22 protein-coding genes and 1 tRNA gene are annotated in these 25511 nt (G+C 60.8%); 16 read left to right on the plus strand and 7 right to left on the minus strand.

What is annotated here, in order from left to right; all coding sequences use genetic code 11:
* The first annotated feature begins 78 nt into the window (after positions 1-78).
* Positions 79-1158, plus strand: coding sequence for a hypothetical protein (locus CKW24_RS09660; RefSeq protein WP_095167386.1), 1080 nt, complete (start codon positions 79-81; stop codon positions 1156-1158).
* Between the two features lie 49 nt (positions 1159-1207).
* On the opposite strand, the gene CKW24_RS09665 is transcribed toward CKW24_RS09660, so the two are convergent.
* The gene (locus CKW24_RS09665; protein WP_095167388.1) at positions 1208-1657 is read right to left on the minus strand and encodes a hypothetical protein; all 450 of its coding nucleotides are present in this window, start codon (positions 1655-1657) and stop codon (positions 1208-1210) included.
* 260 nt (positions 1658-1917) lie between these two features.
* Between CKW24_RS09665 and CKW24_RS09670 the strand changes: the two genes are divergently transcribed.
* The 11 genes from CKW24_RS09670 to CKW24_RS09720 all read left to right on the plus strand — a co-directional run bounded on the left by CKW24_RS09670 (position 1918) and on the right by CKW24_RS09720 (position 11072).
* Positions 1918-2970 (plus strand): YhcG family protein, encoded by a 1053-nt coding sequence (locus CKW24_RS09670; protein ID WP_095167389.1) that lies wholly within the window; start codon positions 1918-1920, stop codon positions 2968-2970.
* Between the two features lie 71 nt (positions 2971-3041).
* Positions 3042-4016, plus strand: a complete 975-nt coding sequence (locus tag CKW24_RS09675) for an alpha/beta fold hydrolase (RefSeq protein ID WP_095167390.1) — start codon at positions 3042-3044, stop codon at positions 4014-4016.
* 39 nt (positions 4017-4055) lie between these two features.
* Positions 4056-4472: a hypothetical protein gene (locus CKW24_RS09680; RefSeq protein WP_095167392.1), complete on the plus strand. Its 417-nt coding sequence runs from the start codon at positions 4056-4058 to the stop codon at positions 4470-4472.
* 5 nt (positions 4473-4477) lie between these two features.
* Positions 4478-4930 carry a hypothetical protein gene (locus CKW24_RS09685; RefSeq protein WP_095167394.1) on the plus strand — a complete coding sequence of 151 codons (453 nt, stop codon included), beginning with the start codon at positions 4478-4480 and terminating at the stop codon, positions 4928-4930.
* Positions 4931-5530: 600 nt separating this feature from the next.
* Positions 5531-6304: an ABC transporter ATP-binding protein gene (locus CKW24_RS09690; RefSeq protein ID WP_095167396.1), complete on the plus strand. Its 774-nt coding sequence runs from the start codon at positions 5531-5533 to the stop codon at positions 6302-6304.
* 13 nt (positions 6305-6317) lie between these two features.
* The gene (locus tag CKW24_RS09695) at positions 6318-7073 is read left to right on the plus strand and encodes an ABC transporter substrate-binding protein (protein ID WP_095167398.1); all 756 of its coding nucleotides are present in this window, start codon (positions 6318-6320) and stop codon (positions 7071-7073) included.
* 77 nt (positions 7074-7150) lie between these two features.
* Complete coding sequence (locus CKW24_RS09700) at positions 7151-7846, plus strand: ABC transporter permease (protein WP_095167400.1); 696 nt, start codon at positions 7151-7153, stop codon at positions 7844-7846.
* Entirely contained in the window at positions 7843-8532 is a 690-nt protein-coding gene (locus CKW24_RS09705) for an ABC transporter permease (protein WP_095167402.1), read from the plus strand. Before CKW24_RS09700 ends, CKW24_RS09705 begins: the two co-directional genes overlap by 4 nt.
* A complete protein-coding gene (locus CKW24_RS09710; protein WP_095167404.1) occupies positions 8513-9742 on the plus strand; it encodes a methyltransferase in 1230 nt (409 codons plus the stop codon). Before CKW24_RS09705 ends, CKW24_RS09710 begins: the two co-directional genes overlap by 20 nt.
* A 354-nt stretch (positions 9743-10096) precedes the next feature.
* Positions 10097-10918: an FkbM family methyltransferase gene (locus tag CKW24_RS09715; protein ID WP_095167405.1), complete on the plus strand. Its 822-nt coding sequence runs from the start codon at positions 10097-10099 to the stop codon at positions 10916-10918.
* 78 nt (positions 10919-10996) lie between these two features.
* A tRNA-Thr gene (locus tag CKW24_RS09720) sits at positions 10997-11072 on the plus strand.
* A 179-nt stretch (positions 11073-11251) separates the two neighbouring features.
* Here CKW24_RS09720 and CKW24_RS09725 read toward each other — a convergent pair.
* The 4 genes from CKW24_RS09725 to CKW24_RS09740 form a co-directional block, all read right to left on the minus strand.
* On the minus strand, positions 11252-12589 hold the full coding sequence (locus CKW24_RS09725; RefSeq protein WP_095167408.1) for an MFS transporter: 1338 nt from the start codon (positions 12587-12589) through the stop codon (positions 11252-11254).
* Positions 12590-12699: 110 nt separating this feature from the next.
* On the minus strand, positions 12700-13638 hold the full coding sequence (locus tag CKW24_RS09730; protein WP_095167410.1) for a hydroxymethylglutaryl-CoA lyase: 939 nt from the start codon (positions 13636-13638) through the stop codon (positions 12700-12702).
* On the minus strand, positions 13635-14828 hold the full coding sequence (locus CKW24_RS09735; protein WP_095167412.1) for a CaiB/BaiF CoA-transferase family protein: 1194 nt from the start codon (positions 14826-14828) through the stop codon (positions 13635-13637). The genes CKW24_RS09730 and CKW24_RS09735 overlap by 4 nt, the downstream gene beginning before the upstream one ends.
* Before the next feature lie 115 nt (positions 14829-14943).
* Positions 14944-15855 (minus strand): LysR substrate-binding domain-containing protein, encoded by a 912-nt coding sequence (locus tag CKW24_RS09740; RefSeq protein ID WP_095167414.1) that lies wholly within the window; start codon positions 15853-15855, stop codon positions 14944-14946.
* Positions 15856-16410: 555 nt separating this feature from the next.
* Between CKW24_RS09740 and CKW24_RS09745 the strand changes: the two genes are divergently transcribed.
* The 3 genes from CKW24_RS09745 to CKW24_RS09755 are packed head-to-tail and all read left to right on the plus strand — an operon-like array spanning position 16411 to position 20639.
* Positions 16411-17955 (plus strand): OmpA family protein, encoded by a 1545-nt coding sequence (locus CKW24_RS09745; protein WP_095167416.1) that lies wholly within the window; start codon positions 16411-16413, stop codon positions 17953-17955.
* Between the two features lie 18 nt (positions 17956-17973).
* Positions 17974-19806 carry a hypothetical protein gene (locus CKW24_RS28240; RefSeq protein WP_095167418.1) on the plus strand — a complete coding sequence of 611 codons (1833 nt, stop codon included), beginning with the start codon at positions 17974-17976 and terminating at the stop codon, positions 19804-19806.
* The gene (locus CKW24_RS09755) at positions 19806-20639 is read left to right on the plus strand and encodes a hypothetical protein (RefSeq protein ID WP_256585440.1); all 834 of its coding nucleotides are present in this window, start codon (positions 19806-19808) and stop codon (positions 20637-20639) included. The genes CKW24_RS28240 and CKW24_RS09755 overlap by 1 nt, the downstream gene beginning before the upstream one ends.
* A gap of 246 nt (positions 20640-20885) precedes the next feature.
* Here the strand turns inward: CKW24_RS09755 and CKW24_RS09760 are convergent, their stop codons facing one another.
* The gene (locus tag CKW24_RS09760) at positions 20886-22172 is read right to left on the minus strand and encodes an OprD family porin (RefSeq protein WP_095167420.1); all 1287 of its coding nucleotides are present in this window, start codon (positions 22170-22172) and stop codon (positions 20886-20888) included.
* A 291-nt stretch (positions 22173-22463) separates the two neighbouring features.
* A complete protein-coding gene (locus tag CKW24_RS09765; RefSeq protein WP_095167422.1) occupies positions 22464-23159 on the minus strand; it encodes a DsbA family protein in 696 nt (231 codons plus the stop codon).
* Between the two features lie 227 nt (positions 23160-23386).
* Between CKW24_RS09765 and CKW24_RS09770 the strand changes: the two genes are divergently transcribed.
* Positions 23387-25483, plus strand: a complete 2097-nt coding sequence (locus CKW24_RS09770; protein WP_095167423.1) for a TonB-dependent siderophore receptor — start codon at positions 23387-23389, stop codon at positions 25481-25483.
* The last annotated feature ends 28 nt before the right edge of the window (positions 25484-25511 follow it).

Genomic DNA, 25511 nt, shown 5'->3' on the forward strand with positions numbered 1-25511 from the left:
TTTTTATGCCCGTAGAAAACTGAAGATGCTCAAATAGCCCGTCGCCGTACCCGCATCTTCACAAGGACACCTCTACGCATGGACAGGCAACCCACGGGCAACCCCGGCCCATCCGAACCTTTCCAGGCCCTGGACAAGGTTTTCAAGTTCATCGAAAAGCACAACTGGAAGCTGTTCCACTTCGCCTCCCTGGCTTTCGGCTTCCTGATCTTCCTGATCTATTTCGGCCAAAACCACTTCTACCCCGACTTCGACCTGTTCGGCTTCGTATCGCTTCTGGCGGCAGCAGCCCTCATGGGGTGCGTCATCGTGCTGCTGATCGGCTTTGGCTTCACCGCCCCCGGGTGGATCTGGTCAGAAGTATTCTTCAGCGACAAACCCGTGGATGAAGAGCTGAAGTATCGAATCAACGGCAACACTCCCAAGACAAATCTCGACCGACGCCTGATCAACCGCTATTTTTTCGCCCCCGGGTTCTGCAGCCTCGCCGTCTTGTGGCTGGCTCTATATTTTTTACAGGACGGCCACGCCTTTACCCTCGGCTTGCTGGCCGGGCCACTGGTGATCGGCATCGCGTTCGGCCTACCCCTGCAAAAAAACTACGAACTACCGTCCTATAGCTGGCTGAAGTTCGCCATCACAGCCTTCCTGACGTTCCTTACCGGCAACCTCGTCGCACTACTGGCAACGACAGCCCTGGCCAGGGGAGCCCCCGGGATAGTCAAAACCCTGGGCGAATACCCGTTCATGGCCGTGTGCTTTTTGGCCTTGCTGATACTCCTCACGGTCATTACAGCCGTGATCCGGCAAAACCAGCGCCATGTGCTGATCGTCAGCCCACTGCTGGCCCTCCTGCTGATGTTTGGGGCCAATACCTGGAGCGTCCTGCCCGGGAAAATCATCAGCGCCCTGGGGCTCGGCAATTATCAGGCAGAGCAGGTACTGCTGAGCAAAGAGCTCTGCGAGAAATACCAGGCGATCGAGAGCTATGGAGTCAAGGACGATTGCGCCCTGAACCACGTTCACGTGGTCTGGTCGATGGGTGGCCTTAGCGTGATCAAGTGGTCATTTGCAGATCAGGAGATCAAGGTCAAAGTACCCAGTGCGGTCATCCTCTCCATCAGGCTGGCGGCACCAGACGCGCCTGGCAAACCCTGAACCACCACGACCCTGTCCTCAGTGACAGGGCCGGGACGGCTGCAGGCAGCTACTGGGCATCATTCCAGTGAAAGACCAGATTACTTGCCCCGCCACTGCCAACATCCGCGGTATCACGCCGCTCCTCGCCATTGCGCGTGGCGATCACCGAATACTTGCCGGCGGGCAGCTTCACGTAGACCAGGGGACCGGCGTTATCCAGCGTCAGCACGGCTTGCCCTGGCGCCTTTTGCACCACTACATCGACGTCGGCCGTGTATTGGTTCTGCGGGCCCACGGCAAAGGTCATGTGCAGGTTGTAGCCCTGGGCTTGCTCAATGGTTCGGGACTCGTCGAGGCCGATGCCGCCTGACAGGTAGGTAATCCCGTTTTGCTGCTGTGGCTGGGCTTGCACCCCGGCGCTGTCGATCGGCTCATAACTGGCGGCTTGCGCCAGCACGGGGAACAGCAACAAACCGACCGCCGCGAGTGGTAACAGGAACAAACGAACACGTTTCATGATGACAACTCCCGGGTTCTGTAGAACCCAATCGTTATCCCTTTTCGATTTCCGCCAGCACGGCCAAGTTTCAGACTGATTTGAACTTGAGCCCACCACGAAAAGGACTACAGGACTCACCTGTCGAACTTCGCCCCCTCTGGCTGGATTCCAGCGCAACTACAGGTCTTTCCTGCAGACTTCCAGGCCCCGCCCTGCATCCAGTCCCACCCCACGACTGAGAAGCTCTCCCGCCTGTTCTTCCCAACGCGGAGCCCCTCATGAGCGCCATCGAACCCCAGCCCCAAGAGCCACAACTTGCCTCACTGCTGGGTAATCTCGGCGACCTGATCCGCGAGGCGCGGCGCAAAGTATTGCGCGCAGTCGATACCACCCAGGTGCAGACCTGCTGGCAGATCGGGCGGCATATCGTCGAGTTCGAGCAGCAAGGCGCCAGGCGAGCGGGTTATGGCAAGCAACTGCTGGCGACGCTGGCGAGTGTGCTGACGGCGGAGTTTGGTAAAGGCTTTGACAGCTCAAACCTTCGCTACATGCGCCTGTTCTACCAGGCATTCCCAATTTGTGACGCGCTGCGTCACGAATTGAGCTGGACCCATTACCGCGCCTTACTACGCGTCGAAAACGACCACGCCCGCCACTGGTACATGATCGAATCCGCCACCCAGAACTGGTCGACCCGGGCCCTGGAGCGCCAGATCGGCACGCTCTACTACGAGCGCCTGCTGGCCAGCCGCGATCGTTCGACCGTGAAGCAGGAAGCCGCGACCCATATCCAGCAACTGCCGGCCACCCCCCGGGATTTCATCCGCGACCCGGTGGTGCTGGAGTTTCTTGGCCTGCCCAATGCCGGCTCGGTGCTGGAAACCGATCTGGAACAAGCCTTGATCAATCAGTTGCAAGGCTTCCTGCTGGAACTGGGCAAGGGTTTCGCCTTTATCGCCCGCCAGCAACGCATCAGCACCGACAGCAAAGACTTCTACATCGACCTGGTGTTCTACAACTACTTGCTCAAGTGCTTCGTTATCTTCGACATCAAGCGTGGCGAACTGAGCCATCAGGATGTGGGCCAGATGGACATGTACGTGCGCATGTACGACGACCTCAAACGCGGTCCGGAAGACAGCCCCACCGTGGGCATCATCCTCTGCGCACAAAAGGATGAGTCGGTGGTCCGCTACTCCATGCTGCAAGGTCACGAACAGCTGTTCGCCAGCAAGTACAAACTGGTGCTGCCCAGCGAGGAGGAACTGCGTGCGGAACTGGATCGTGAGCGGGTCATGCTCGAGCAACGGCTGATCAACCGACACCATTGACCAACCGGACGGATTGTCGACCCGCCAAAGGCAGACTATGGTTGGCAGCTACCCGCAAAGGTTGCGCGCCAATGAATTTGCAGGAAAGCCCTTCACTGACACCGACTCAAATCGAGCTGGAACTGCCGGCCAAGCCGCTTATGACTTCCTTCCGGGAGCCCGCCGCCGACGGTTTTGCCCTGGGTGGCTTCACTTGGCGGCATGCCGGCACCGACCAGTCCCGGGCAGTGGTGATCATCAACGCCGCCACTTCGGTGCGCTGCCGCCACTACTCGCGCTTTGCCGAATACCTGTGCGCCCATGGCTTCGACGTCATCACCTATGACTACCGGGGTATTGGCGAGTCGCGCCCAGCCTCGCTGAAAAACCTCGACGCCAGTTGGTCGGATTGGGGCCACCTGGACTTCGAGGCCATGCTCAAGCGTGCACAGCGCGAGTTTCCTGGCCAGCCCATCGATGTCGTCGGCCATAGCTTTGGCGGCTGTGCCGCGGGATTGGCGAACTCGGGGCCGGTGATCCGGCGCCTGGTGACCGTCGGTGCACAATTTGCCTACTGGCGCGACTACACCCCGGACCTGCGCTGGCGGATGTTCGGCAAGTGGCATGTGGTGATGCCGCTGGTGACCTGGCTCTGCGGTTACTTCCCCGGCAAACGCCTGGGCTGGCTGGAAGACACTCCGGCCGGCGTGGTGCGCGACTGGAGCCGATCCGCGCCGCGCTTCGAGCAGTGCCCCAGCGGCCGCGTGCTTGCCGCAAAAGTCGGCCAGCTACCTTTCGTCGCCGTTACCGCGAAAACCCTGGCAATCAGCCTCAGCGACGATCCCTACGGCACCGTTGCCGCCATCGAGCGCCTGCTGGGCTACTTCACCCGCAGTGCCAACACTCACCTGCGAATCGCCCCGCAAGACATCGGCGAGCAACAAGTCGGACATTTCGGCTTTTTTCGCAGCCCATACCAAGCCACACTATGGCCCATTGCATTGTCCTGGCTGCAACATGGCGAACTGGCCCCCGATCATCCCGGGCGGCGAGTCCCCCGTAGCTGACCGGCCTGCACCCTCTCGACGAAACACGGAACGACGCCCATGGCATCCGCGAACAAGCAGCAAAAACGCGCCACCCGCGCCAAAGCCAAGGCCAAGCAGAACCGCACCCAACGCGCAGCCGCGCCGGTGGACCTGGACCCGAACGACGATCGCATCGACTTCGAGTCAGTCGACCTGACCGAGCTGTTCAAGAAAATGATCGACGCCGAAAAGACCAGCCAGCAAGCCATGTGCAGCGCCTTCCTCGAAGACCCGCTGCTGGAACTGGTGTACGAGCAGGAAGGCGAAGAAGGTGCCATGGACTTCATCCTGGCGGCCCTCATCGAATATCGCCAATGGTCCACCGAGACCGACGAAGCCGGCGCCCTGGCGTGGATCGAATCGCCAGCCTTCCAGGCTGACTACGTGGCGGCGTCCGACGCCATCGCGGCCAACACTCAACAGAAAGCGAACTGAATTACATGGCATCCCCGAACAAACAGCAAAAACGCGCCAAACGCGCCAAGGCCAAGGCCAAGCAGATCCGCATGGTCGGCAGAAAGCCGCTGGCACTGGATGACGAGACAGGCCACCTGGACGCGCCGATCCCTGAGTACACCCTGGCGATGTTCAGCAAGATGCACGCCGCAGAGGCCACCAGCCGCAATGACATGCTGTTGACCCTGCTGTCGAACCTCAGCGAGATCATCATCGAGCACCCAGACCTGCTCGACATGGAAAACGCCGAAAACGAAGCCATGGCCGCCACCCACCTGGCCGCCGACATGCTGATCGACTACCGCATGTGGGCCGACGGCATGGACCGCGAAACCGCCCAGGCCTGGCTCACCGAGCCGCAGTTCATCAGCGACTTCGGCAATGCCTTGGACACCTATCGCGAATCCCTGGGCGAACCGGACGAAAAGGCCGAGTAAACCCTGCAGTCCGCTAACCAGAACGGCCGCTCGTCATCCCTGACAGCGGCCGTTTTTCGCCTCCCCGGATAACTCAATTCCATTGCAGGGCGGCGCTTCTCGCAAAAACAAACCAACCTGTCGCTTTCTTATTGCGCGCGAAATAATTGCGCCAAAATGTGTCATGACCTCACATTCCGCGGCCTGCACAAAGACCGAGTTCCAACGCTAAGTCATTGAGATTAATGGCACTTAGCCAGAACATAAACGTGCCATCCAGCCACCGGACGAGTCGGCGCCGCAAAAACACACAGAAAAAACCACTGGCGCACAATAAACGTGCCGATCAGGAACGAATGTCCGCTTAGCGCTTCCAACACCCGGCCAAAGCTGGCACCATCGCGCCTTTTTTTACGCTCCCCCCACGCAAACATGGCTTCAAACAGATGTTCGGTTGTTGATAGCGCGACAGACTGCTGCGTCGATGCGACAACCGCGCACCACTTCCCGTGTGCACCCCGTGGGGCTGTTGGCCGCCATTCCAACGCTATGCTAGCTTGGCGCCTCGCCAGGAAGGCTGCCCAACAGCACAGGCACAACCGAACACAATGAGGACCGTACATGGCTGAGGCCACGCCCGCGCTTGAAATCCGCAACTTGCACAAACGCTACGGCCAGCTGGAGGTGCTCAAGGGCGTCTCGCTGACCGCACGCGACGGCGACGTGATCTCGATCCTGGGTTCCTCCGGCTCCGGCAAGTCCACGTTCCTGCGCTGCATCAACCTCCTGGAGAACCCCAACCAGGGGCAGATCCTGGTGGCTGGCGAAGAACTCAAGCTCAAGCCGGCAAAAAACGGCGAGCTGGTGGCCGCCGACGGCCGGCAGATCAACCGCCTGCGCAGCGAAATCGGTTTTGTGTTTCAAAACTTCAACCTGTGGCCGCACATGAGCGTGCTCGATAACATCATCGAAGCACCGCGCCGCGTGCTGGGGCAGAGCAAGGCCGAGGCCATCGAAGTCGCCGAAGCCCTGCTGGCCAAGGTCGGCATCGCCGATAAACGTCACGCGTACCCGGCGCAACTGTCCGGCGGCCAGCAACAACGCGCGGCCATTGCCCGCACCCTGGCAATGCAGCCCAAAGTGATTCTGTTCGATGAACCCACTTCGGCACTTGACCCGGAAATGGTTCAGGAAGTACTAAACGTGATCCGCGCCCTGGCCGAAGAAGGCCGCACCATGCTGCTGGTCACCCATGAAATGGGCTTCGCCCGTCAGGTCTCCAGTGAAGTTGTGTTCCTTCACCAGGGCTTGGTAGAAGAGCAAGGATCGCCACAGCAGGTGTTTGAAAACCCGCTTTCGGCGCGCTGCAAACAATTCATGTCCAGCAACCGCTAACGGAGCTACCCGCATGCAGAACTACAAGAAATTCATCCTGGCCGCTGCCGCCACCCTGGTGTTCTCGGCCAACGCAATGGCTGCCGAAAAACTCAAGATGGGCATCGAGGCGGCCTACCCGCCGTTCAACAACAAGGATGCCAGCGGCCAGGTAGTCGGTTTCGACAAAGACATCGGCGACGCCCTGTGCGCCAAGATGAAAGTCGAGTGCGAAGTTGTCACCTCTGACTGGGACGGCATCATCCCGGCCCTCAACGCCAAGAAGTTCGACTTCCTGGTGTCTTCGCTGTCGATCACCGACGAGCGCAAGCAGGCCGTGGACTTCACTGACCGCTACTACTCCAACAAGCTGCAATTCATCGCGCCGAAAAACGTCGACTTCAAGACCGACAAGTCCTACCTCAAGGGCAAGACCATCGGCACCCAGCGCGCTACCCTGGCCGGTACCTGGCTGGAAGACACCTACGGTGACGACATCAAGGTCAGCCTCTACGACACCCAGGAAAACGCCTACCTGGACCTGACCTCCGGTCGCGTCGACGGCATCCTGGCCGACAAGTACGCCAACTACGACTGGCTGAAAAGCGATGCCGGCAAGAACTACGAGTTCAAAGGCGACCCAGTGGTAGAAAGCGACGAAATCGGCATCGCGGTGCGCAAGGGTGACAACGAATTGCGCAACAAGCTGAACGCCGCCATCAAGGAAATCGTCGCTGACGGCACTTACAAGAAGATCAACGACAAGTACTTCCCGTTCAGCATCTACTGATCCTGACGTGCCTGACCGGTGCGCCCACCCGGCGCGCCGGTCTTTAGCAAAGCCTGCTGCAACTTGAATAGACCTCCATGATTATCGAACTCCAAGGATTCGGCCCGGCGCTCGCCGCTGGCGCGCTGATGACCGTCAAACTGGCTCTCACGGCCTTAAGCCTGGGGCTGGTGCTCGGCCTGCTCGGCGCCTTGGCCAAGACTTCCCCGTACAAGTCACTGCAGTGGCTTGGCGGCACCTACTCGACCCTGGTACGTGGCATCCCGGAACTGCTGTGGGTGCTGCTGATCTACTTCGGCACCGTCAACCTGATGCGCGCCCTCGGCGAGTTTTTCGGCAAACCTGACCTGGCGCTCAATGCCTTTGCCGCCGGCGTGATCGCCCTCGGCCTGTGCTTTGGCGCCTATGCCACGGAAGTGTTCCGTGGGGCGATCCTGGCCATTCCCAAGGGCCACCGCGAAGCGGGTGTGGCCCTGGGCCTGTCGAAATGGCGGATCTTCACCCGGCTGATCATGCCGCAGATGTGGCGTATCGCCCTGCCGGGGCTGGGCAACCTGTTCATGATCCTGATGAAGGACACGGCCCTGGTCTCGGTCATCGGTCTGGAAGAAATCATGCGTCACGCGCAGAACGGCGTGACCATGACCAAACAGCCGTTCACTTTCTATATGGTCGCCGCCTTCATGTACCTGGGGCTGACCGTCATCGCCATGACCGGCATGCACCTGCTGGAAAAACGCGCCGCTCGCGGCTTAGCCCGGAGCAACCAATGAACTGGGAAGTGATCATCAAGTGGCTGCCGAAGCTGGCCCAGGGCGCTACCCTGACCCTGGAACTGGTCGCCATCGCGGTCATCCTCGGCCTGCTGCTGGCCATTCCGCTGGGCATCGCCCGCTCGTCCAAGCTCTGGTACGTGCGCGCCCTGCCCTACGCCTACATCTTCTTCTTCCGCGGCACGCCCCTGCTGGTGCAGCTGTTCCTGGTCTACTACGGCCTGGCGCAGTTCGACGCGGTGCGCAGCAGCGCGATGTGGCCATACCTGCGTGATCCGTTCTGGTGCGCCACCGCCACCATGACCCTGCACACGGCCGCCTACATCGCCGAGATCCTGCGCGGCGCGATCCAGGCCATCCCCCCGGGTGAAATCGAAGCCGCCCGGGCGCTGGGCATGTCGCGGCCCAAGGCGCTGTTCTACATCATCCTGCCGCGTGCCGCGCGCATCGGCCTGCCGGCCTACAGCAACGAAGTGATCCTGATGCTCAAGGCCAGCGCCCTGGCCAGTACCGTGACCTTGCTCGAACTGACCGGCATGGCTCGCACCATCATTGCCCGTACCTACCTGCCAGTGGAGATCTTCTTCGCCGCCGGCATGTTCTACCTGCTGATGGCCTACGTCCTGGTCCGGGGTTTCAAGCTGCTGGAGCGCTGGTTGCGCGTCGATGCCTGCCAGGGACGCTGAGCCGTCGGTGCTGACGGGCGAGCAGTTGCTCGCCCGTTTCAACGCCCTCGATGCCTTCCTGAGCGAGCACCAGGCACTCTGGCGCCCGCGCCCGTTTACCCAGCGCCAGTTGCCGTGGGAAACCACCCACCCGCAATTGGCCCAGTGGTTGCGCCAGCGCTCGCTGCAACACGCCGAAGACCACCACAACCACCCTGAGCAGCTACTCGCCCCGGCACCTTTCCCGGCGCTGGCGGCGCAGTCGGCGGCCCTCAGCGTGCTCGCGCAATTCCCTGCCAATGCCATCCAACCCGCCGCGCCGCGCCTGAACGTCGACGTTCCGGGGCGCAAATGGCAGCAGATCGAAGCCTTTGCCGCCTGCCTGCAGTTCGCCGATCAACCCCGGCACTGGCTGGACTGGTGTGCGGGCAAGGGCCATCTGGGCCGCCGCCTGCTGCAAGCCGGCCAGCAACTGACCTGCCTCGAACATGACCCGGCGCTGATCGCCAGCGGCCAGGCCCTGAGTCAGCACCATCGGCTGACTGCCCGGCATCGGCAGCAAGACGTGCTGGCAGCCGATGCAGCGGCCCAGGTCAGCGCCGACCTGACGCCTGTGGCCCTGCACGCCTGTGGCGACCTGCACGTGCGCCTGTTGCAACTGGCGAGCGCCGCCGGCTGCCCACAACTAGCCGTCGCCCCGTGCTGCTACAACCGCACCCAGGCCAGCCAATACCAAGCCCTGTCCAGCGCCGGCAAAGCCTCCAGCCTGCAGCTTTCCCTGGACGACCTGGCCCTGCCGCTCAACGAAACCGTGACCGCCGGCACCCGGGTCCGACGCCAGCGCGACAGCTCCATGGCCCGCCGCCTGGGCTTCGACCTGCTGCAACGACAACTGCGCGGGCTGGACCAGTACCTGCCGACGCCGTCACTGCCCAGCGCCTGGCTGGACAAACCCTTCGCCGACTACTGCCGCGACCTCGCCGCACTCAAAGACTTATCCACAGTCGGCACCCAGGACTGGCCGGCACTGGAAGCCGCCGGCTGGCAACGCCTGGCCGAAGTGCGCAACCTGGAACTGGTACGCGGCTTGTTCCGCCGCCCACTGGAACTGTGGCTGGTCCTCGACCGCGCGTTATTTCTCGAATCCCAAGGCTACCAGGTTCGCCTCGGCACCTTCTGCGAAAGCGCGCTGACGCCGCGCAATCTGCTGCTGCTAGCCGAGTGCCATTAAGGGGCATTTTGTCGCAGCGCAGCCTGTGGATAACTCTGTTGATGAAAATCCATCTGGGCCTTTGGATCCAAGGCTTTTAGGGCTAAAAGGCCCTTGGTCATTTTTTGTTCACATTAAAAAACGAACGAAAAAACAGCCAGTTGCGATTTGTTGAGAATTCCTGCAAAAAATCGGTCATCCAGAGCGCCAGACAACTGCCAGTTGTGCATAAGCTTTAAAACCAAAGGACATAACTGCCGAATCCTGGCCTCTAACATGCCAACAATTGCGCGCATCAGATGCAGTTGCTATACACAGTCATCGGGCGCCCAGCGGGTGCCATGAATCGCCGTAGCCGACTGACAGGAAGCGCCAGTGACGTTCATTTCCTATGCACAGAACTTCGAAGACATTCGCCTGTGGCGCGCCCTGAAGCACTTCGAAAACGGCTTCTACATCGACGTCGGCGCCAATCAGCCCACCGTGGACTCGGTCACCAAGGCGTTTTATGAACGCGGCTGGACCGGCATCAACATCGAGCCGGTGCAGGTCTACCACGACGCCCTGTGCCAGGAGCGGCCCAAAGACATCAACCTGCAATGCGTGGCCGGCGACAACGCCGAGGCCCTGACCTTCTACGCCATCGCCGACACCGGCCTGTCGACCGTGGAAGCCAGCGTCGCCAAGCAGCACCGCGACGCCGGCATGGACGTGCGCAGCCACACCGTCGACTCCCGCACCCTGACCTCGATCTGCGAAGAACACGTCAAAGGCCCGATCCACTTCCTCAAGATCGACGTCGAAGGCCACGAGGAAACCGTGCTGCGCGGCATGGACTTCAGCCAATGGCGCCCCTGGATCATCCTCATCGAAACCCCCTGGACCCGCGACCAGACCTGGGAACAACTGCTGCTCGACGCCGGTTACCACTCGGTACTGTTCGACGGCCTCAACACCTTCTACCTGGCCGAAGAACACCTGCACTTCAAGGGCGCATTCGAACTGGCCCCGTGCAACCTCGACGAATTCCAGTTCTGCTACGGCCACAGCTTCAGCTACCCCCTGACCGACCTGGAAACCGCCCTGCACAACGAACGCCAACGCGCCGACCGTGCCGAAGCCGAACTCCACGCCCTGCGCAACAGCCGCTCCTGGCGAGCCGTAGAAAAGCTCAAGAAAGTGCTGCGCAGAGCCTGACCCTGAGCGCTACGCAAAAATAGTCAGAATTCAGGGGTTTACAGACGCAAAGCAATCGCTATAATCGTCGCCCAACACGCCGGTATAGCTCAGTTGGTAGAGCAACTGACTTGTAATCAGTAGGTCCCGGGTTCGACTCCTGGTGCCGGCACCATACAAGGTTCCAGAGAAGGCTTTCAAAATCTCTGAAACCCCCGAAAAACCCGCCTTCTGGCGGGTTTTTTCGTTTTTGGGGTTCGCCAATCTCCAATCCACGCCCTTCAGTAGCCTCCACACCCAGAATGAGTGGAGCCTCGATGCAAGGCGTACCGAAGGCCATGAAACCCTTCTCCCCTAGTCTTCGCTCTTATCCAGGGTACGCAACCTCTGCGGCAATCCCCACAGCAACAACGCTGCGGCGATCAGGCTGGTAACGCCGATGACGTAGAGCGCCGGTGTGGTACTGCCTGTCAGGTCCTTGATGCTGCCGACCATGACCGGGCTGACGATGCCGCCGAACTGGCCGAGGGTGTTGATCAGGGCGATGCCGCCCGCTGCGCCTGCACCGGCGCCGGCCAGGAGTTTGGAAGGCAGGGTCCAGAAGGTTGGGATGGAGGCGATGATGCCGGTGCCGAGCAGGGCCAGGGAGAGGATCAGCAGACTGGTATGGGCGGCGAAGATGCCGGCGCTGAAGAAGCCGATGGCGCCCAGGGCCACCAGTGCGCAGACAAATTTTCGGCGTTCGCCGCTGGCGTCCGACAGGCGACCGATGACTACCATGCTGATGGCGCCGCATACGTAGGGCACGGCGGTCAGCAGGCCGATGGTGACCGGGCTTTCGACGCCGGTACTGCGGATCAATTGTGGGGCCCAGAAGTTCAGGCCGTAGGAGGCGACCTGAATCAGGAAGTAGATCAGGCCGAGCATCAGGAAGCCGGGCATTTTGATCGCAGCCAGTAACGAGCCGCCGTGCTTGTTGCTCTCGTGTTGCGCAATGCGCGCCGAGAGGTAGATTTTCTCTGGCTCGCTCAGCCAATGCGCATCGGCTATGCGGTCCTTGAGCACCAGCAGTACCACTAGGCCGAGGCCTACGCAGGGCACTCCGCCGAGCAGGAACAGCCAGTGCCAGCCGCGCATCTGCAGCAAGCCGTCCATGTGCTCCAGCACCAGCCCGGAGATCGGTGCGCCAAGTAGTCCGGCAAAGGCCGAGGCCAGGAACAGGGTCGAGGTAATGCGTCCGCGGTAGGTCTGCGGGAACCACAAGGTCAGGTAATACAGCACGCCCGGGGCAAAACCGGCTTCCATGGCACCGATCAGGAAACGCAGCACATAGAACTGCCACTCGGCGGTGACAAACACCATCAGTGCCGTCGCCACGCCCCAGGACATCATGATCCGGGCGATCCAGCGGCGGGCGCCGACCTTGTACAGCATGATGTTGCTAGGTACTTCGAACAGCACATAACCGACCACGAACAGGCCTGCACCCAGGCCGTAGGCGGTATTGCTCAGGCTCAGGTCTGCCTGCAACTGGAACTTGGCAAAGCTGATGTTGATCCGGTCGAAGAAGGCGAACAGGTAGCAGACCATGATCAGCGGCATCAAGCGCCAGGCGACTTTGCGGATCAGCGCCTTTTCCGCGCTGACAACCTCGGTGAGGCTGCTGTCTGGGGTTAGAACAGAAATAGACATGGGGATACTCCAGTTGGACTTCCCGGTGGGAGCCCGATTGTTGTTGTTATCTGGACGAGCGCGCAGGACCGCGTGCTCGCACCTATGCAAGGACAACGATGTACGGACGATCAGCCCGGTAGATTGGCCGGTGGCGGGTGCAGGTCGCAGTTGCGTCCGGCCTTGGCCACTTGCCCGGGCAATTCGTGGCCAAGCAGTGCGGGCAAGCGGCGCGACAGGGTCAACAGATGGGGCAGATCGATACCGGTATCGATGCCCATTTCTTCACACAGGTTGACCAGGTCTTCGCTACAGATATTGCCCGAGGCTCCTGGGGCGAACGGGCAGCCGCCGAGTCCGCCGAGCGCGGCGTCGAAGCGCCGGGCGCCAGCCTCGTAAGCCGCCAGGACGTTGCTCAGCCCCAGCCCGCGAGTATTGTGAAAGTGCAGGGTCAGGTCCGTAGCCGGGACGCGCGCCAGTACTCGATCGACCAGCCGGTGAACCTGGCGTGGGTTGGCCATGCCGGTGGTATCGGCCAGGGTGATCCCCTGCATGCCCAGCTCCAGGTAGGCATCCAGCAGGTGCATCACCCGGTCTTCGGCGATCCGGCCTTCGAATGGACATCCAAACGCCGTGGCAACCGAACCGTTGAGGGTCATCGAGGTGCCACTGGCCAGCGACACCACATCGCTGAACGCCGCCAACGATTGCTCGCAGCGCATGCGCATGTTGGCCAGGTTGTGGGTCTGGCTGGCCGACAGCACCAGGTTCAGTTCATCGACCCCCGCGTCCATCGCCCGCTGCGCCCCCTGCAAGTTGGGAATCAACGCGACATAGATGACGCCCGGGTGGCGCTGGATTCCGCGAAACACCGCGTAGCCATCGCGCAAAGCCGGAATCGCCTTGGGCGAGACAAATGAGCCGACCTCGATACGACTGAAGCCGGCCAGGGACAACTGGTCGATCAACTCGATCTTGTCCGTGGTTTCCACCCACACCGGTTCGATCTGCAGGCCATCGCGCGGCGAGACTTCCTGGACGATCAGGCGCTCGGAAAAGTCGCGGATCATTGCACCACCCCTGCATGCTTGAGTTGCTCAATGTCGCTCGTCGTCAGCCCCAGGCTCTGCAGCACGCTGTCGGTATGCTGGCCCAGCGCCGGGCCCGGCCAGTTGACCGCCCCCGGTGTTGCCGACAGCTTGGGCACGATGCCGGGCATCTTCACGCTCGTACCGCCGGGTAACTGGGCATCGAGAATCATCTCGCGCGCCTGGTAATGGGGGTCGGCGACGATGTCCGCCACGTTGTAGATGCGCCCGGCCGGCACTTGCGCCTGTTCGAGGTGGAGCAACACTTGATCGATCGGCAGGCTTGAGGACCAGGCGCTGATCGCCGCGTCCAGCAGTGCGCTTTGTGCGGCTCGACCGTCGTTGTGGGCGAGTGCCGGATCGCCGCCCAGGTCGCTGCGACCGATTGCCTGCATCAGGCGCTTGAAAATCGGGTCGCTGTTACCGGCAATCACCACATAACCAGCGTCCGCCGTAGGGTAGGTGTTGGACGGCGCGATGCCTGGCAACGCCCCACCACTGCGTTCGCGGACATGGCCGAGCATGTCGTACTCGGGCACCAGGCTTTCCATGAGGTTGAACACGCTTTCGACCAGTGACACATCCACAACCTGGCCATCGCCCTGTCCAGTCTTGACCCGCAGCAATGACATCAGCGCGCCCATTACCGCATGCATCGACGCCAGGGAATCCCCCAGGCTTACTCCGGTGCGCGCCGGAGGCGAATCGACAGCGCCGGTGGTGTAGCGGATGCCGCCCATCGCTTCACCGATGGCGCCGAAGCCGGGGCGATCGCGATAAGGGCCAGACTGGCCATAACCGGAGATGCGCACCAGGGTCAGCTTGGGGTTCAAGGCATGCAGCACATCCCAGCCCAGGCCGAGTTTTTCCAGGGCGCCGGGGCGCAGGTTTTCAATGAGCACGTCGGCACTCTCTGCCAGGCGCTTGACGATGGCGATGCCCTCTGCCGCTTTCAGGTTGAGCGACAGCGACTTCTTGTTGCGCGACTGCAAGTACCACCACAGGGAGGTGCCCTCGTGCAGCTTTCGCCATTTACGAAGCGGGTCGCCCTGCCCGATCGACTCGATCTTGATCACTTCGGCACCGAACTCAGCCATCAGGCGGGCGGCGAACGGGGCGGCAATCAAGCTGCCGATTTCAATGATGCGGATGCCTTGCAATGGCCCGGCCATGGCAGCTACCTCTTTTTGTTCTTGGAATTTGCGACCAAGACTAGAGGAGCAACAAAGCACAGATCCAACCGTAAGATCGCAATAGGCGTTCGCGAAAAACGAACGCTATCCGGCGTCAGCCATCCTTACGCTGCAGATGCTCGAACAACAGCAGGCTGACGGGTGACAGTGCGGCCTTGTCCCGGGCCACCAGGATCAAGGTGCGTTGCGCCCAGTCATCGCTCAAGGCTACCGCCACCAGCCCAAGGGCGCGGCCGAACAGATCAAATGCCTTGCGCGGCAACACGCCGATCCCCAGGTCAGCCTGCACCATGCGGCACATGGCGTCGAAGCCGGGCACATGAATTCGCACGCGCAGCGGTTCTCCCGAACTCCTGGCCGCGACATGGGTGCGCATGTTGATGGAGCTGGCGGCATGCAGGCCAATATGGTCGCAGCCCAGGGTGTCGCTGAACGCTACACATTGTCGGCTCGCCAATTGATGGTCGGGGCGCATCAGCACCACCAACTGGTCGCAGCGGTAAGGCACGCTGAACAGCGCCTGCAGGTCGGTGTCCTCGGAGCAGATGCCGATATCGGCCACGCCGTCGATCAGCCCTTGCACCACCCCGGCGCTGGGCCGCTCCTCAAGGTCGATCTTGACCTGCTGGTGATGGGCAACGAAGTCGTGCAGGTCCTCGGGCAGGAACTCGATGATGGCCGAGAGATTCGCCAGCATCCGCACGTAACCGCGCATCCCCTGGATATGCTCTTCCAGCTCAAGACCCATTTTCTCCAGGCCAAACAGCATGCGCCGGGCGTGGTGCAGCAAGGTTTCACCGGCGGCGGTCAGCACCATGCCCTTGGCGTTGCGCACGAACAAGCCGATGCCCAGCGCCTCCTCCAGCTCCATCAGGCGTTTGCTTGCCGCGGAAACGGCAATCGACTCCCGCGAGGCGGCACGCGTCAATGTGCCTTCTTCGCACACGGCGACAAACAGCTTCAAGGTGATCAGGTCGAGGCGTCGAATGAGGTTTCTGTGCAGCATGAGCAGGCTCTCGGTCACGGAACGCGGCCCAGAATACACGCGTTGGCTGCACCGACATCCGCCAGGGTGCCGGGCACTTGTGTCGGCGCGTTTCTCTCCTGCGATCCGGGAGAGTCTGTCAAAAGTCAGATTTGTCGTTTTTCAACATATCACAATGCCACTATTGTTCGTTTTCCCACTATCATGTGCCCCTAACCCTTGATCCAATTGCTGACGGCCCTGGTGTGCTAGATTTGTCGCCTCTACGCGGCACCTACGAACACGGACGTCCCGGCCTTTAACGCCTGGCACTTATACGGATATTCCCCTCCATGGGCTTTTGCCTGGGTCACTGCATCACCTGTTATTTGCCTGGAGTCCTGCGTTATGCACGCGGCTCGGGCTTCTGCGTGCCTGTCGTTTGTTGGCGCAGGGTTTCGAAAACGCGCACTGCGATCGATCAACAAGCACCGCGGAGATTTTCAATCGCCGGCGGGGCGTCACTCATTCAGCTGCTGGGCTGACAAGAATTCCCGTCTGATGGGCGGGTAAAGGAATGGGGAAAAGGACATTGGCATGCGTGTAAATGGAAGAGTGAAACCTACGGCCCTTGCGGTGGCGGTAGCGGTCGGCCTGAGTGGTTGTGCGCAGATCGACAATTACATGGGCGAGTCGTCGGGAACCACTGCCTGTATGACCGGCGCCGCTGTGGGTGCCTTGGTGGGTGTGGCCGTCGTGGTACTGACCAAAGGCGACGGCAAGGACATGGTGGTCGCCGGGACCGCTGGCGCAGGTGCCGGTTGTGGTGTGGCCCTGCTGTACCGCGACCGGGTGCAGAAACTGCAGGCCGTGGCCAAGCAGGAAGGCCTGGTGATGCAGGTCAACGAGTTGAACGCCAATGTCGCCGCCACCCCGAACGCCGCGCCGAAACTGCAAGCCGTTGGAGTTGAAGCCCAGGTCCAGTCTTCGGAGATGTTTGCCGTGGGCTCGGCAGAGTTGACTCCGGCCGGTCGTCGCCAACTGACGTCGCTGGCAACGGCGCTGACGGACAAGCAAGCGGACAAGGCGCCGGCCACGAAGAAAATCCTGGTGGTCGGGCATACCGACGCCACCGGATCGGCTGATTTCAATCAGAAGCTGTCGGAGCAACGCGCGCGCGCCGTAGGCCAGATCCTTGCCGATGTCGGTATTCCCCGTCAGAACATTTACTACCAGGGTGCCGGTGCATCGCGTCCGCTGGCCAACAACGCCACCGAGCAAGGGCGCACCGAGAACCGGCGTGTCGAGTTCGTCGAAGTGCAGAGCGAGCAGTTGCTAGTGGAGCGCGTGCGCAATGAGCGCAGCAACGCCAAGTACCTCGCCCACGGCACTGCGCCTGCAACTACCGCCAAGCCGGCGACTACCAAGCCTTCGAGCAAGCCTGCGGTCGTGGCCAGCAAGCCCACGAGCAAGACCCCAGCCCCGGTTGCCCAGGCACCCGCGCCAGCACCTGAGCTCAAAGCGCCCGTGGTTGCCGACAGCTCGCCGAATGTGCCGCTCAGCGGCAAGGGGGGTGTCGACTTCGGTGGCCGTCCAGTGACCGATACCCGCTCGCAACTGGCCATGGGCATCACCCCGAAAAGCTCGCCCTTCGCCATCATCGGCACCGCCAACGCTGCGGCCCCGCTCAGTTCCTGCGTTGCCGACATGCCGCGTATCGAGGGTCAGGTCAAGAGCCTGGCGGACGACAAGCCGCTGAAGGAATTCGCCACCACCGAGTTTTTCCCTGGCCTGAACGGCAAGCCATGGGCCACTGCGGTGAACGGTCACTCCGTGGCCGTAGGCCCGATTGCCGTGCTGCGTGACGGCGCCAAAGTGGCCCAGGCACCGAAGATGCAATTGATCACCGACTTCGCTGGCGCACAGAAAAAGCAGAGCCCGAGCTACGCCTCGGTGGCCAACACCTACGAAGGTGAAAACCAGATTCTGTACCGCGTGTTCGCGATCGATCAGCAAAAGTCGCCGGTGAGCTGCATCGATATCGTGTTCGACAAACGCGCCGGCAATGCGGTCGCCGGTGAAATCTATTACCCGAAACAGGGTGACGCTTACGTCGCTCAGTTCACTCCCAAGCGTCGATAAGTAGAAAGGAACCCACCCATGCTCGAGATTTTCCGCGCGTTTTTTACCGCGTACTGGTATGTGATCATTCCGGTCGTGTTCACCACCCTGATGGCGATTCCGGTCATTGTTTACTGGTCATCCTTCAAATACTGGTGGATGAACCTGCGCATTCGCATGCCGGGTTTTGGCCGGATTCGCCACTGGGTCAAGAACCCGGGCACAAAGGAAGCCCCATCCGAAGAGAATCCCAAGGCCCTGGGTTTTCTATCGTCGGAAAGCGAGTTGTGCCATTTTTACGAAGCCTACTATCGCGATCACCAACCGTCGGAAGCGGCCTTCCATCGCAACCAGGACTACCTGGGCAAAATTCATGAGGATGGTCGCCACGAGAAAGGTCTTGGTTTGTGGAGCTTGATTATCATCCTGATGCTGATCGAGGCCACGGCCTTCGGTTTTGCCCTGGCGCCCTTCGCCCTGACCCTGGCCACGCCAAACACCGCGATGGCCGGTGCGTTCGCCATCGGCCTGGTGATCTCGATTATTGGCTTGTTCCTCTCCGAGTTCGCGGGTCGGGTGCTGTACAAAAACAGCGTCATTGATCACATCATGTCCTACCAAAGCCTGCGCCGCAGTGGTAGCGAAGGCGACTTCACCGGCAAGGGTGTCATCACCCTCGACAACACCAAAAGTGATAGCGAGCTGCCCGAGTATCAGCAGATGCTCAACCGGGTCAAAGTGGATAAGAAAGACGGCATGCCCATCAAGAGCTTCGGTGTTCTTATCGGTTATGGCGTATTTATTATCGGCCTGGCTGCAGCGGCTTTCTGGGTTCGTACCGAAACCCTCAACGCTCAGGAAACCGACCTGATTGCCAACCCTCCTGCCATCAGCCAGTCCGCTGACGACTTCCCGAGCAACGATGGCGTGCCACTTCCGGACGACATGCAGGCGATGTCCGATAGCGCCGCAGGTAAATCGGCGCAGGACCAGATCGATGCCCTGCACCGCGCATCTCTGGTGACCTTTGCCGTCTTGAGCGGGCTGTTTATCTTCATCCAGGCGACCTCGACTTACCTGGCATACATTTACGGGTTTGCCGGTATTCACTCACGCAGGGCCTGGGAGTTGGTCCACAAATTTTCCAGCGCCGATGAGTACATGCGTTATCACGCCAGAAAAGCCCGCAGCGTCGCCAACGATGCACAAGCTTCACTGGGCACACTGCAAGGCCTGCAAATGAAAGTGTTCCGCATTGGTGGTGAAGACGAGACAAAGTTGCGCGAAGACTTGTCGAGCCGCAACTTCAAGGCCTTCATCAACGAGGAAGATGACAAGGCCGCGCGCAAAGGTATCAAAGACGGTGAAGCGGGTACCCGGACTCAGGCTCGCCAACTTATCCTGAACTATCTCAATCAGATCATGGCCGATGTGAATGCTGCCATTAAGGCGGGCGACGATGCGAAGATAAACCAATTGATCGCCCAGGCCATGCCACGTCTTGAGCAGATCGATGACAAGGATCCAGAGTTGGTTGGTTTGAAGCAGAGCTTCAACTCCCTGAAAATCTTCTACGTTGCTCCAGCGCCTGCACCCACAGCAGCTCCAGCCCCTGCACCGGTAGTCGCCCAGGTCGTGGCCGTCACCGTGGAAGCCGCACCTGCCCCCGTCGTCGCACCAGCACCAGCACCAGCAGCCGCAGCCGCAGCCGCAGCCGCTCCGTCGACCACCTCCTTCGACCACAACGCCTTCGGCGACCTGACCGCCTTCGATGAAGATGACATCGACTACGTGGCCAACAAAAAAGGCGTGGACGCCGCCATTATCCGTCGCGCGCGCAAGCTGCAAATGCTCGATAAGCAGGAGGTCTGATGAAGTTCAAGAGCCTGCTGCTGGCTCTGGCATTCGTGCCCGCTGCCCTGGTGGCAGCGGAGCGCAATGATGTGCCGAGCTGCTACGCCCAGACCAAGATCGAGCAGTTTCGCAGTGCGCCTTCCGGGCGCATGTTGACGGTGGTGGTCGACCAGACCACGCCGCTGACCCAGGACCTGCAGAAAACCGCCTGGGGCCACATCAAGCGCTTCCTGCAGCCCGGCGACAAGCTGCGCCTGTACTCGTTCAGCGCCTACCTCGACGGCCATTACACGCGCCTGCAGTTTGCCGGCGAACTGGAAAAGCCGATCGACCCGGCCGTACTCGGCGATGTGCCGATGATGGCCAGCCGCAAGTTCGACAGCTGCATGAAGGGCCAATCGACCGTCTTCTATCAGCGCTTCGGCAAGGCCTTCGCCAGCGCCATGGGCAAGTCCAGCTCGGACATCCCGCGCAGTGAAATCCTGTTCAGCCTGAAGTCCATCGGCGACGACCTCAAGAGCGCCGAAGGGGTCAATGAGAACGTCATCCTGCTGATGTCCGACATGCTCGAATACAGCGACTTTGGCAGTTTCTACAGCAACAACGGGATCCGCGAGATCAACCCGCAGGTGGAACTGGCGAAGGTCGAAAAGCAGAACCTGCTGGCTGACTTTGGCGGGGCCCGGGTCTATGTGCATGGGGCGGCATTCGTGCCGACCCAGATCAAGAACGGCTACCGCAGCGGCAAGATGATCCAGAACCTTGAAGGTTTCTGGAGCCAGTACTTCGCCAAGTCCAATGCCACGCTCAAAGGCTTTGGTAACCCTGAGCTAACTAGCGCGGTGGAGTGATTGCACCAATTGTGACTGCCTCACACTCGTATGTGGCGTGCGCCGAACTTTGTAGGAGCTGGCTTGCCAGCGAAGAACGTCAACGATGACGCAGCGCAATCAGGCGGATTGCGTTGTCCTGACGTCCATCGCGAGCAGGCTCACTCCTACAGGGGGCGGGATGTTTTCAGCATAAAAAAGCCCCAACTCTCGCGAGTCGGGGCTTTTTTTTCAGCCTGGTATCAGGCCGCGATCACGCATGCTTTATCAGAACACGTTGATCGGGTAATCCACGTACACCCGCAGCTCGTTGCCGCTGACGTTGTACTCGCTGGATTTCTGCGACACGCGCAGGATCGAGCTACGCAGCTTCACGCTCAGGTCTTTGGCCGGGCCGCTCTGGACCACGTACTTGAACTGGTTGAAGATTTCGCGCTCGGTGCCACCGGTGCTGGTGGAGGTGGTGATGTTGTCGCCACGCACGTAAGCCACGTTGTAGGTCAGGCCTGGCACGCCGAAAGCGCCGAAGTCGAGGCCGTAGCCCAACTGCCAGCTGCGCTCGTCTTCAGCGTTGAAGTCGGACCAGTAGGAGTTGGCCAGGTAGATAGTGTTGCCACCGTCACCGACACGACCCTGGTCTTTCTGGTAGCCGCCGTAGGCGTAGCCCAGGTTGCTGTCACCGGTGCTGCGCTGGTGCGCCAGGGTGAAAGAGTGCGGACCAGTGGCGAAGGTGCCTGCCAGGCTCCAGATCTTGTTGTCGTCGCCAGTGGCGCCGCTTTCACGAACGTAGGAGTCTTCCAGCTTGGTGCGGTAGCCGTTCAGGTCCAGGGTCAGGGACTGATCGCTGGCCAGCGGGAACACGTAGTTCAGGTTGATGTACTGCTTCTTCAGCACGTCTTCGACGTCGGAAGCGTACAGCGCGCCCTTGAACTGCTCGGTGAACTGGTAGCTACCGCCCAACACGTTGATCGACTTCAGGCCACCGCTGTCACGGCCTTCGGCGCTTTTACGCGACTCGGCAGTGAAACGACCGGCGTTCAGTTCCAGGCCTTCGATCTCTTTGGAAGTGATCAGGGTACCGGTGTAGCTTTCCGGCAGCAGGCGGGAGTTGTCGTAGTTCAGCACCGGCAGGGCCGGCATCTGGTCACCGTAGGTCAGCACGGTGCTCGACAGACGGAATTTCACCGCCGCGCCAGCCTTGGACAGGTCGTTGGCTGCAGCGCCGCTGTCGCCTTGCTTGAAGAAGTCGATGCCACCGGCACCGCTACGACCCTTGCCGCCGTCCAGGCGCAGAGCGTACAGACCGAAAGCGTCCACACCAACACCGACGGTGCCCTGAGTGAAGCCCGAGGAGAAGGTGCCAATGGCAGCCTGGCCCCATTCGGCCTTATCGTCGTTACCATCCTTGTAATCGCGATTGATGTAGGCGTTGCGCAGCAGCACTTTCAGGCTGCTGTCTTCAACAAAACCCTTGGACTCAGCTTGGTCATTGGCCATTGCTTGAGTCGCGCTCAACATCCCCAGTGCGATCAGACTAATACGCTTATTCAACATGTTATTTTCCTTATTACGGGTTGATACGCGCTGTGACCGCTGGCTGAAATGGCTGCTTTTGCGCTCTTTTTTCATCCCTAAACAAAAGGGCCCGCCCACACAAAAGCGTGGCGGGCCCTTTTTTATTGTTTTGAGTCGTGGCTACGTGCCACAGGCGTTGGGGCGAATCCTATCCGCGCATGTAACTGTGTGTCAATTTCGTGAATCGTCTGTAATAAGACGAAAATTGTCTAAGAAATCAGTTGCCGGCGGTACTCATAGACTCGTGGATAAGCCGCTGAGCCCGCACGATCAATGGGCACAACCGTCCAGCCCACAGGTCGGAGCCACTGCCGCGCTATCAAGCGCAGGCTGTTTCAGCGACTGGCCCAGCCATTGGGCAAAGGCTTCAGGCTTGCCCAGCCAAGGGCTGATATCGATCAGGGAAAACTGCCCGCCCTGCTCCAGCACCAGCGTCGGAAACCCTTGCCCGCCAACCTCTGCCAGCAGCCCCCGGCTGTACTTGAAGTGGACCTGCAACTCGTTGGCCAGGACCTGTTTGAACTCAGCATCAAAGGCCTCGGCGTCCAGGCCGATGGCGGTGGCCAGTTCCCGCAGCACCGCCTCTTCGGCAATGCGCCGACCTTGCACATAGTGTGCACTCTGCAACCACCCGAGCAGTTCCAGGCCACGACCACCAAGCCGTTCCGCCGCCAGCACCGCAGCGGTCGGTGGCGCCGAATCGAAGACTGCCGAATGATCGCGCAGCAGGCCGTCGAAATAAGCCTGGCCAAACGGTTGCCCGGTGTACTCGGCAATTCGCCGGTCGTGGGGCATCACATAGTCACGCAATTGCGCACTCACCGGCTGCCGGTTGGCTCCGGTCATCATGCCGCCGCCGTGCAGCAAAACCGGCAAAACCGCCTGCGCTGCCTGCACCAGGGGTTTGGCGCCATAGCACCAGCCACACAAGGGATCGTAAATGTAATGAAGGGTCGGGCCAGACATCCGGGGCTCCAGCAAAGGGTCAGAATTAGTGGCAAGCAGGTTATGCCGGACGCGGTCCTGGAAAAACCTCGCCACGCGACTTGGTTTGTTGCACAGAGCGGTCGAATCGCAACGAAATAATTAGTAACAATCAATTCAGGTAAGGCATCAGGAATAATTAACGGAAGTAAATAGCAAGCATTACCATTCGCACCCTCGAATGACCTACCCCTCCGGATGCGTTTCAAATGCCTGCCCCCTTCCGTCTTACGTCCGTCACCCTGGGCTTATGCGCCTCGTTGACCGGCGGTGTTACCTGCGCTGCGATCACTGAATTGCCCGCCACCTCGATCAGCGCCGAAGTAGGCGAAATCGACGATTCACGGGTCAAGATAGTCAGCACCGCGACCCGCACCGCCACCCCGGTGCGCTACGTCCCGCAGGCCATCGACTCGGTAAAAACCGCCAACCTCTCCGACTACGGCACCAACGACCTGGGCACGGCCCTGGGCGGCATCCCCAACGTCAGCAGCGGCGCCGACACGCGCTTCGACAGCTTGCGCATTCGCGGTTTCGACGCCAGTAACGACTTCTACCTCGACGGCATCCGCGACGACAGCCAGTACGTGCGCGACTTGCACAACATCGAGCGCATTGAAGTGCTCAAAGGCCCGGCCGCAGTGCTGTACGGCCGTGGCAGCCAGGGCGGGATCGTCAACCGGGTGAGCAAGTTGCCAGAGTTCGGCCGCCGCTCGACCATCGAAGCCCAGGGCGGCAGCGAGGACATGCGCAGCCTGTATGCCGACCTGAGCACCGACCCGAGCGAAAACCTCAGCCTGCGCCTGAACATGGGCAACCTGGATGAAAACAGCTTCCGCGACGGCGTCAGTGGCAGCCGCCAACTGTTCGCACCGTCGATGAGCTGGCAACTGACACCGGACCTGAACTGGTTGGTGCAGTACGAATACAGCCGCTACAACCGCACGCCCGATCGCGGCATCCCGGCCATCAACGGACGGCCCGCCGACGTCGGCCGCGATACCACCTACGGCACCGATAACGATTTCATCGACGACAAGTCGCAATCCCTGCGCTCGAAACTCAGTTACGAGCTTGCCGACAACTGGCAACTGCGCCACACCCTGGGGGTGTTCAAGCTCAACAGTGATTTCGACAACACCTACGTCACCAATGTGAACACCACGACCAACCAGGTGGTTCGCCAGCATTGGCAACAGGACCTGACCACCCGCAATGTGTTCAACAACCTGGAACTGGAAGGCGGTTTCAGCACCTTCGGCCTCGAGCATCGCCTGCTCAGCGGGCTGGAACTGGGCAGCCAACGCCGCGATCCGAAACTGTACAACGCGGCCACCACGCCACCGGGCAACAGCCCCGTGCCGAACCTGGACCTGTACCACCCCGACCGGAACATCGTGCACACCGGGCGCATGCAGGTCTTCAGCGACTCCCACACCGAAGTCGAAAGCCGCGCCATTTACCTGCAGGACCAACTGCGCCTCAACGATCAATGGCAACTGCTGGCCGGCGTGCGTTATGACACCTTCGATATCGACTCGACCAACCAGCTCAAGAACATCTCCGAAGACCGCGACAGCCACAGCACCAGCCCACGGCTCGGTGTGGTCTGGACCCCGCTGCAGAACCACTCGTTCTACGCCTCTTGGAGCAAGACCTTCTCGCCCGTCGGTGGCGGCCTGATCGGCATCACGCCGGGCCTGACCACCAACGTCAACGACCTGAGCCCCGAGCTGACCAAGCAGAAAGAGATCGGCGTGAAGAGCGACTGGCTCGACGACCGCCTGAGCACCACCCTGGCGATCTACGAACTTGAACTCTACAACCGTCGCACCAGCGATCCCAACGATCCGACCGTGACCCTGCTCACCGGCGTGCAACGTTCGCGTGGTATCGAACTGACTGGCGCCGGGAAAATCACCGGCAATTGGTATGTGCGCGGCGGCATGGGCTTTCAGGACGCCACCGTCGAGAAAGACAACAACGGCTTTGAAGGCAAGCGCATCAGCAACGTCGCCAAGCGCAACGGCAGCCTGTTCATCACCTGGAAACCGGAGATGGGCTGGTACGCCGAGACGGGCCTGACCCTGGTGGGCGATCGTTATGCCGACAACCTCAACACCACCGTCCTGCCCGGTTATGGCCGCTGGGACGCCCTGGCCGGTTTCCGCCAGAAAGACTGGGACCTGCGCGCAGCGCTGAACAACATCAGCGACAAGACTTACTACGAGTCGTCGACCAGCGCCTACCAGATCCAGCCTGGGGCACCCCGCAGCCTGGTCGTCACCGGGACCTACAGTTTCTAAAGGCAAAAAAAAGCGCTGCCATCCGGGC

Origin of the sequence: Pseudomonas sp. Irchel 3H3, assembly GCF_900187635.1 — a bacterium.
Taxonomy (GTDB): domain Bacteria; phylum Pseudomonadota; class Gammaproteobacteria; order Pseudomonadales; family Pseudomonadaceae; genus Aquipseudomonas.

Bases quoted from the DNA above. Each gene is read 5' to 3' on its own strand.
- CKW24_RS09705 (WP_095167402.1), top strand. From the start codon at position 7,843: ATGAACTGGGAAGTGATCATCAAGTGGCTGCCGAAGCTGGCCCAGGGC.
- CKW24_RS09670 (WP_095167389.1), top strand. From the start codon at position 1,918: ATGAGCGCCATCGAACCCCAGCCCCAAGAGCCACAACTTGCCTCACTG.
- CKW24_RS09685 (WP_095167394.1), top strand. From the start codon at position 4,478: ATGGCATCCCCGAACAAACAGCAAAAACGCGCCAAACGCGCCAAGGCC.
- CKW24_RS09725 (WP_095167408.1), bottom strand. From the start codon at position 12,589: ATGTCTATTTCTGTTCTAACCCCAGACAGCAGCCTCACCGAGGTTGTC.
- CKW24_RS09700 (WP_095167400.1), top strand. From the start codon at position 7,151: ATGATTATCGAACTCCAAGGATTCGGCCCGGCGCTCGCCGCTGGCGCG.
- CKW24_RS09710 (WP_095167404.1), top strand. From the start codon at position 8,513: ATGCCTGCCAGGGACGCTGAGCCGTCGGTGCTGACGGGCGAGCAGTTG.
- CKW24_RS09740 (WP_095167414.1), bottom strand. From the start codon at position 15,855: ATGCTGCACAGAAACCTCATTCGACGCCTCGACCTGATCACCTTGAAG.
- CKW24_RS28240 (WP_095167418.1), top strand. From the start codon at position 17,974: ATGCTCGAGATTTTCCGCGCGTTTTTTACCGCGTACTGGTATGTGATC.
- CKW24_RS09695 (WP_095167398.1), top strand. From the start codon at position 6,318: ATGCAGAACTACAAGAAATTCATCCTGGCCGCTGCCGCCACCCTGGTG.
- CKW24_RS09680 (WP_095167392.1), top strand. From the start codon at position 4,056: ATGGCATCCGCGAACAAGCAGCAAAAACGCGCCACCCGCGCCAAAGCC.
- CKW24_RS09675 (WP_095167390.1), top strand. From the start codon at position 3,042: ATGAATTTGCAGGAAAGCCCTTCACTGACACCGACTCAAATCGAGCTG.
- CKW24_RS09745 (WP_095167416.1), top strand. From the start codon at position 16,411: ATGCGTGTAAATGGAAGAGTGAAACCTACGGCCCTTGCGGTGGCGGTA.
- CKW24_RS09765 (WP_095167422.1), bottom strand. From the start codon at position 23,159: ATGTCTGGCCCGACCCTTCATTACATTTACGATCCCTTGTGTGGCTGG.
- CKW24_RS09660 (WP_095167386.1), top strand. From the start codon at position 79: ATGGACAGGCAACCCACGGGCAACCCCGGCCCATCCGAACCTTTCCAG.
- CKW24_RS09735 (WP_095167412.1), bottom strand. From the start codon at position 14,828: ATGGCCGGGCCATTGCAAGGCATCCGCATCATTGAAATCGGCAGCTTG.
- CKW24_RS09760 (WP_095167420.1), bottom strand. From the start codon at position 22,172: ATGTTGAATAAGCGTATTAGTCTGATCGCACTGGGGATGTTGAGCGCG.
- CKW24_RS09770 (WP_095167423.1), top strand. From the start codon at position 23,387: ATGCCTGCCCCCTTCCGTCTTACGTCCGTCACCCTGGGCTTATGCGCC.
- CKW24_RS09730 (WP_095167410.1), bottom strand. From the start codon at position 13,638: ATGATCCGCGACTTTTCCGAGCGCCTGATCGTCCAGGAAGTCTCGCCG.
- CKW24_RS09690 (WP_095167396.1), top strand. From the start codon at position 5,531: ATGGCTGAGGCCACGCCCGCGCTTGAAATCCGCAACTTGCACAAACGC.
- CKW24_RS09755 (WP_256585440.1), top strand. From the start codon at position 19,806: ATGAAGTTCAAGAGCCTGCTGCTGGCTCTGGCATTCGTGCCCGCTGCC.
- CKW24_RS09665 (WP_095167388.1), bottom strand. From the start codon at position 1,657: ATGAAACGTGTTCGTTTGTTCCTGTTACCACTCGCGGCGGTCGGTTTG.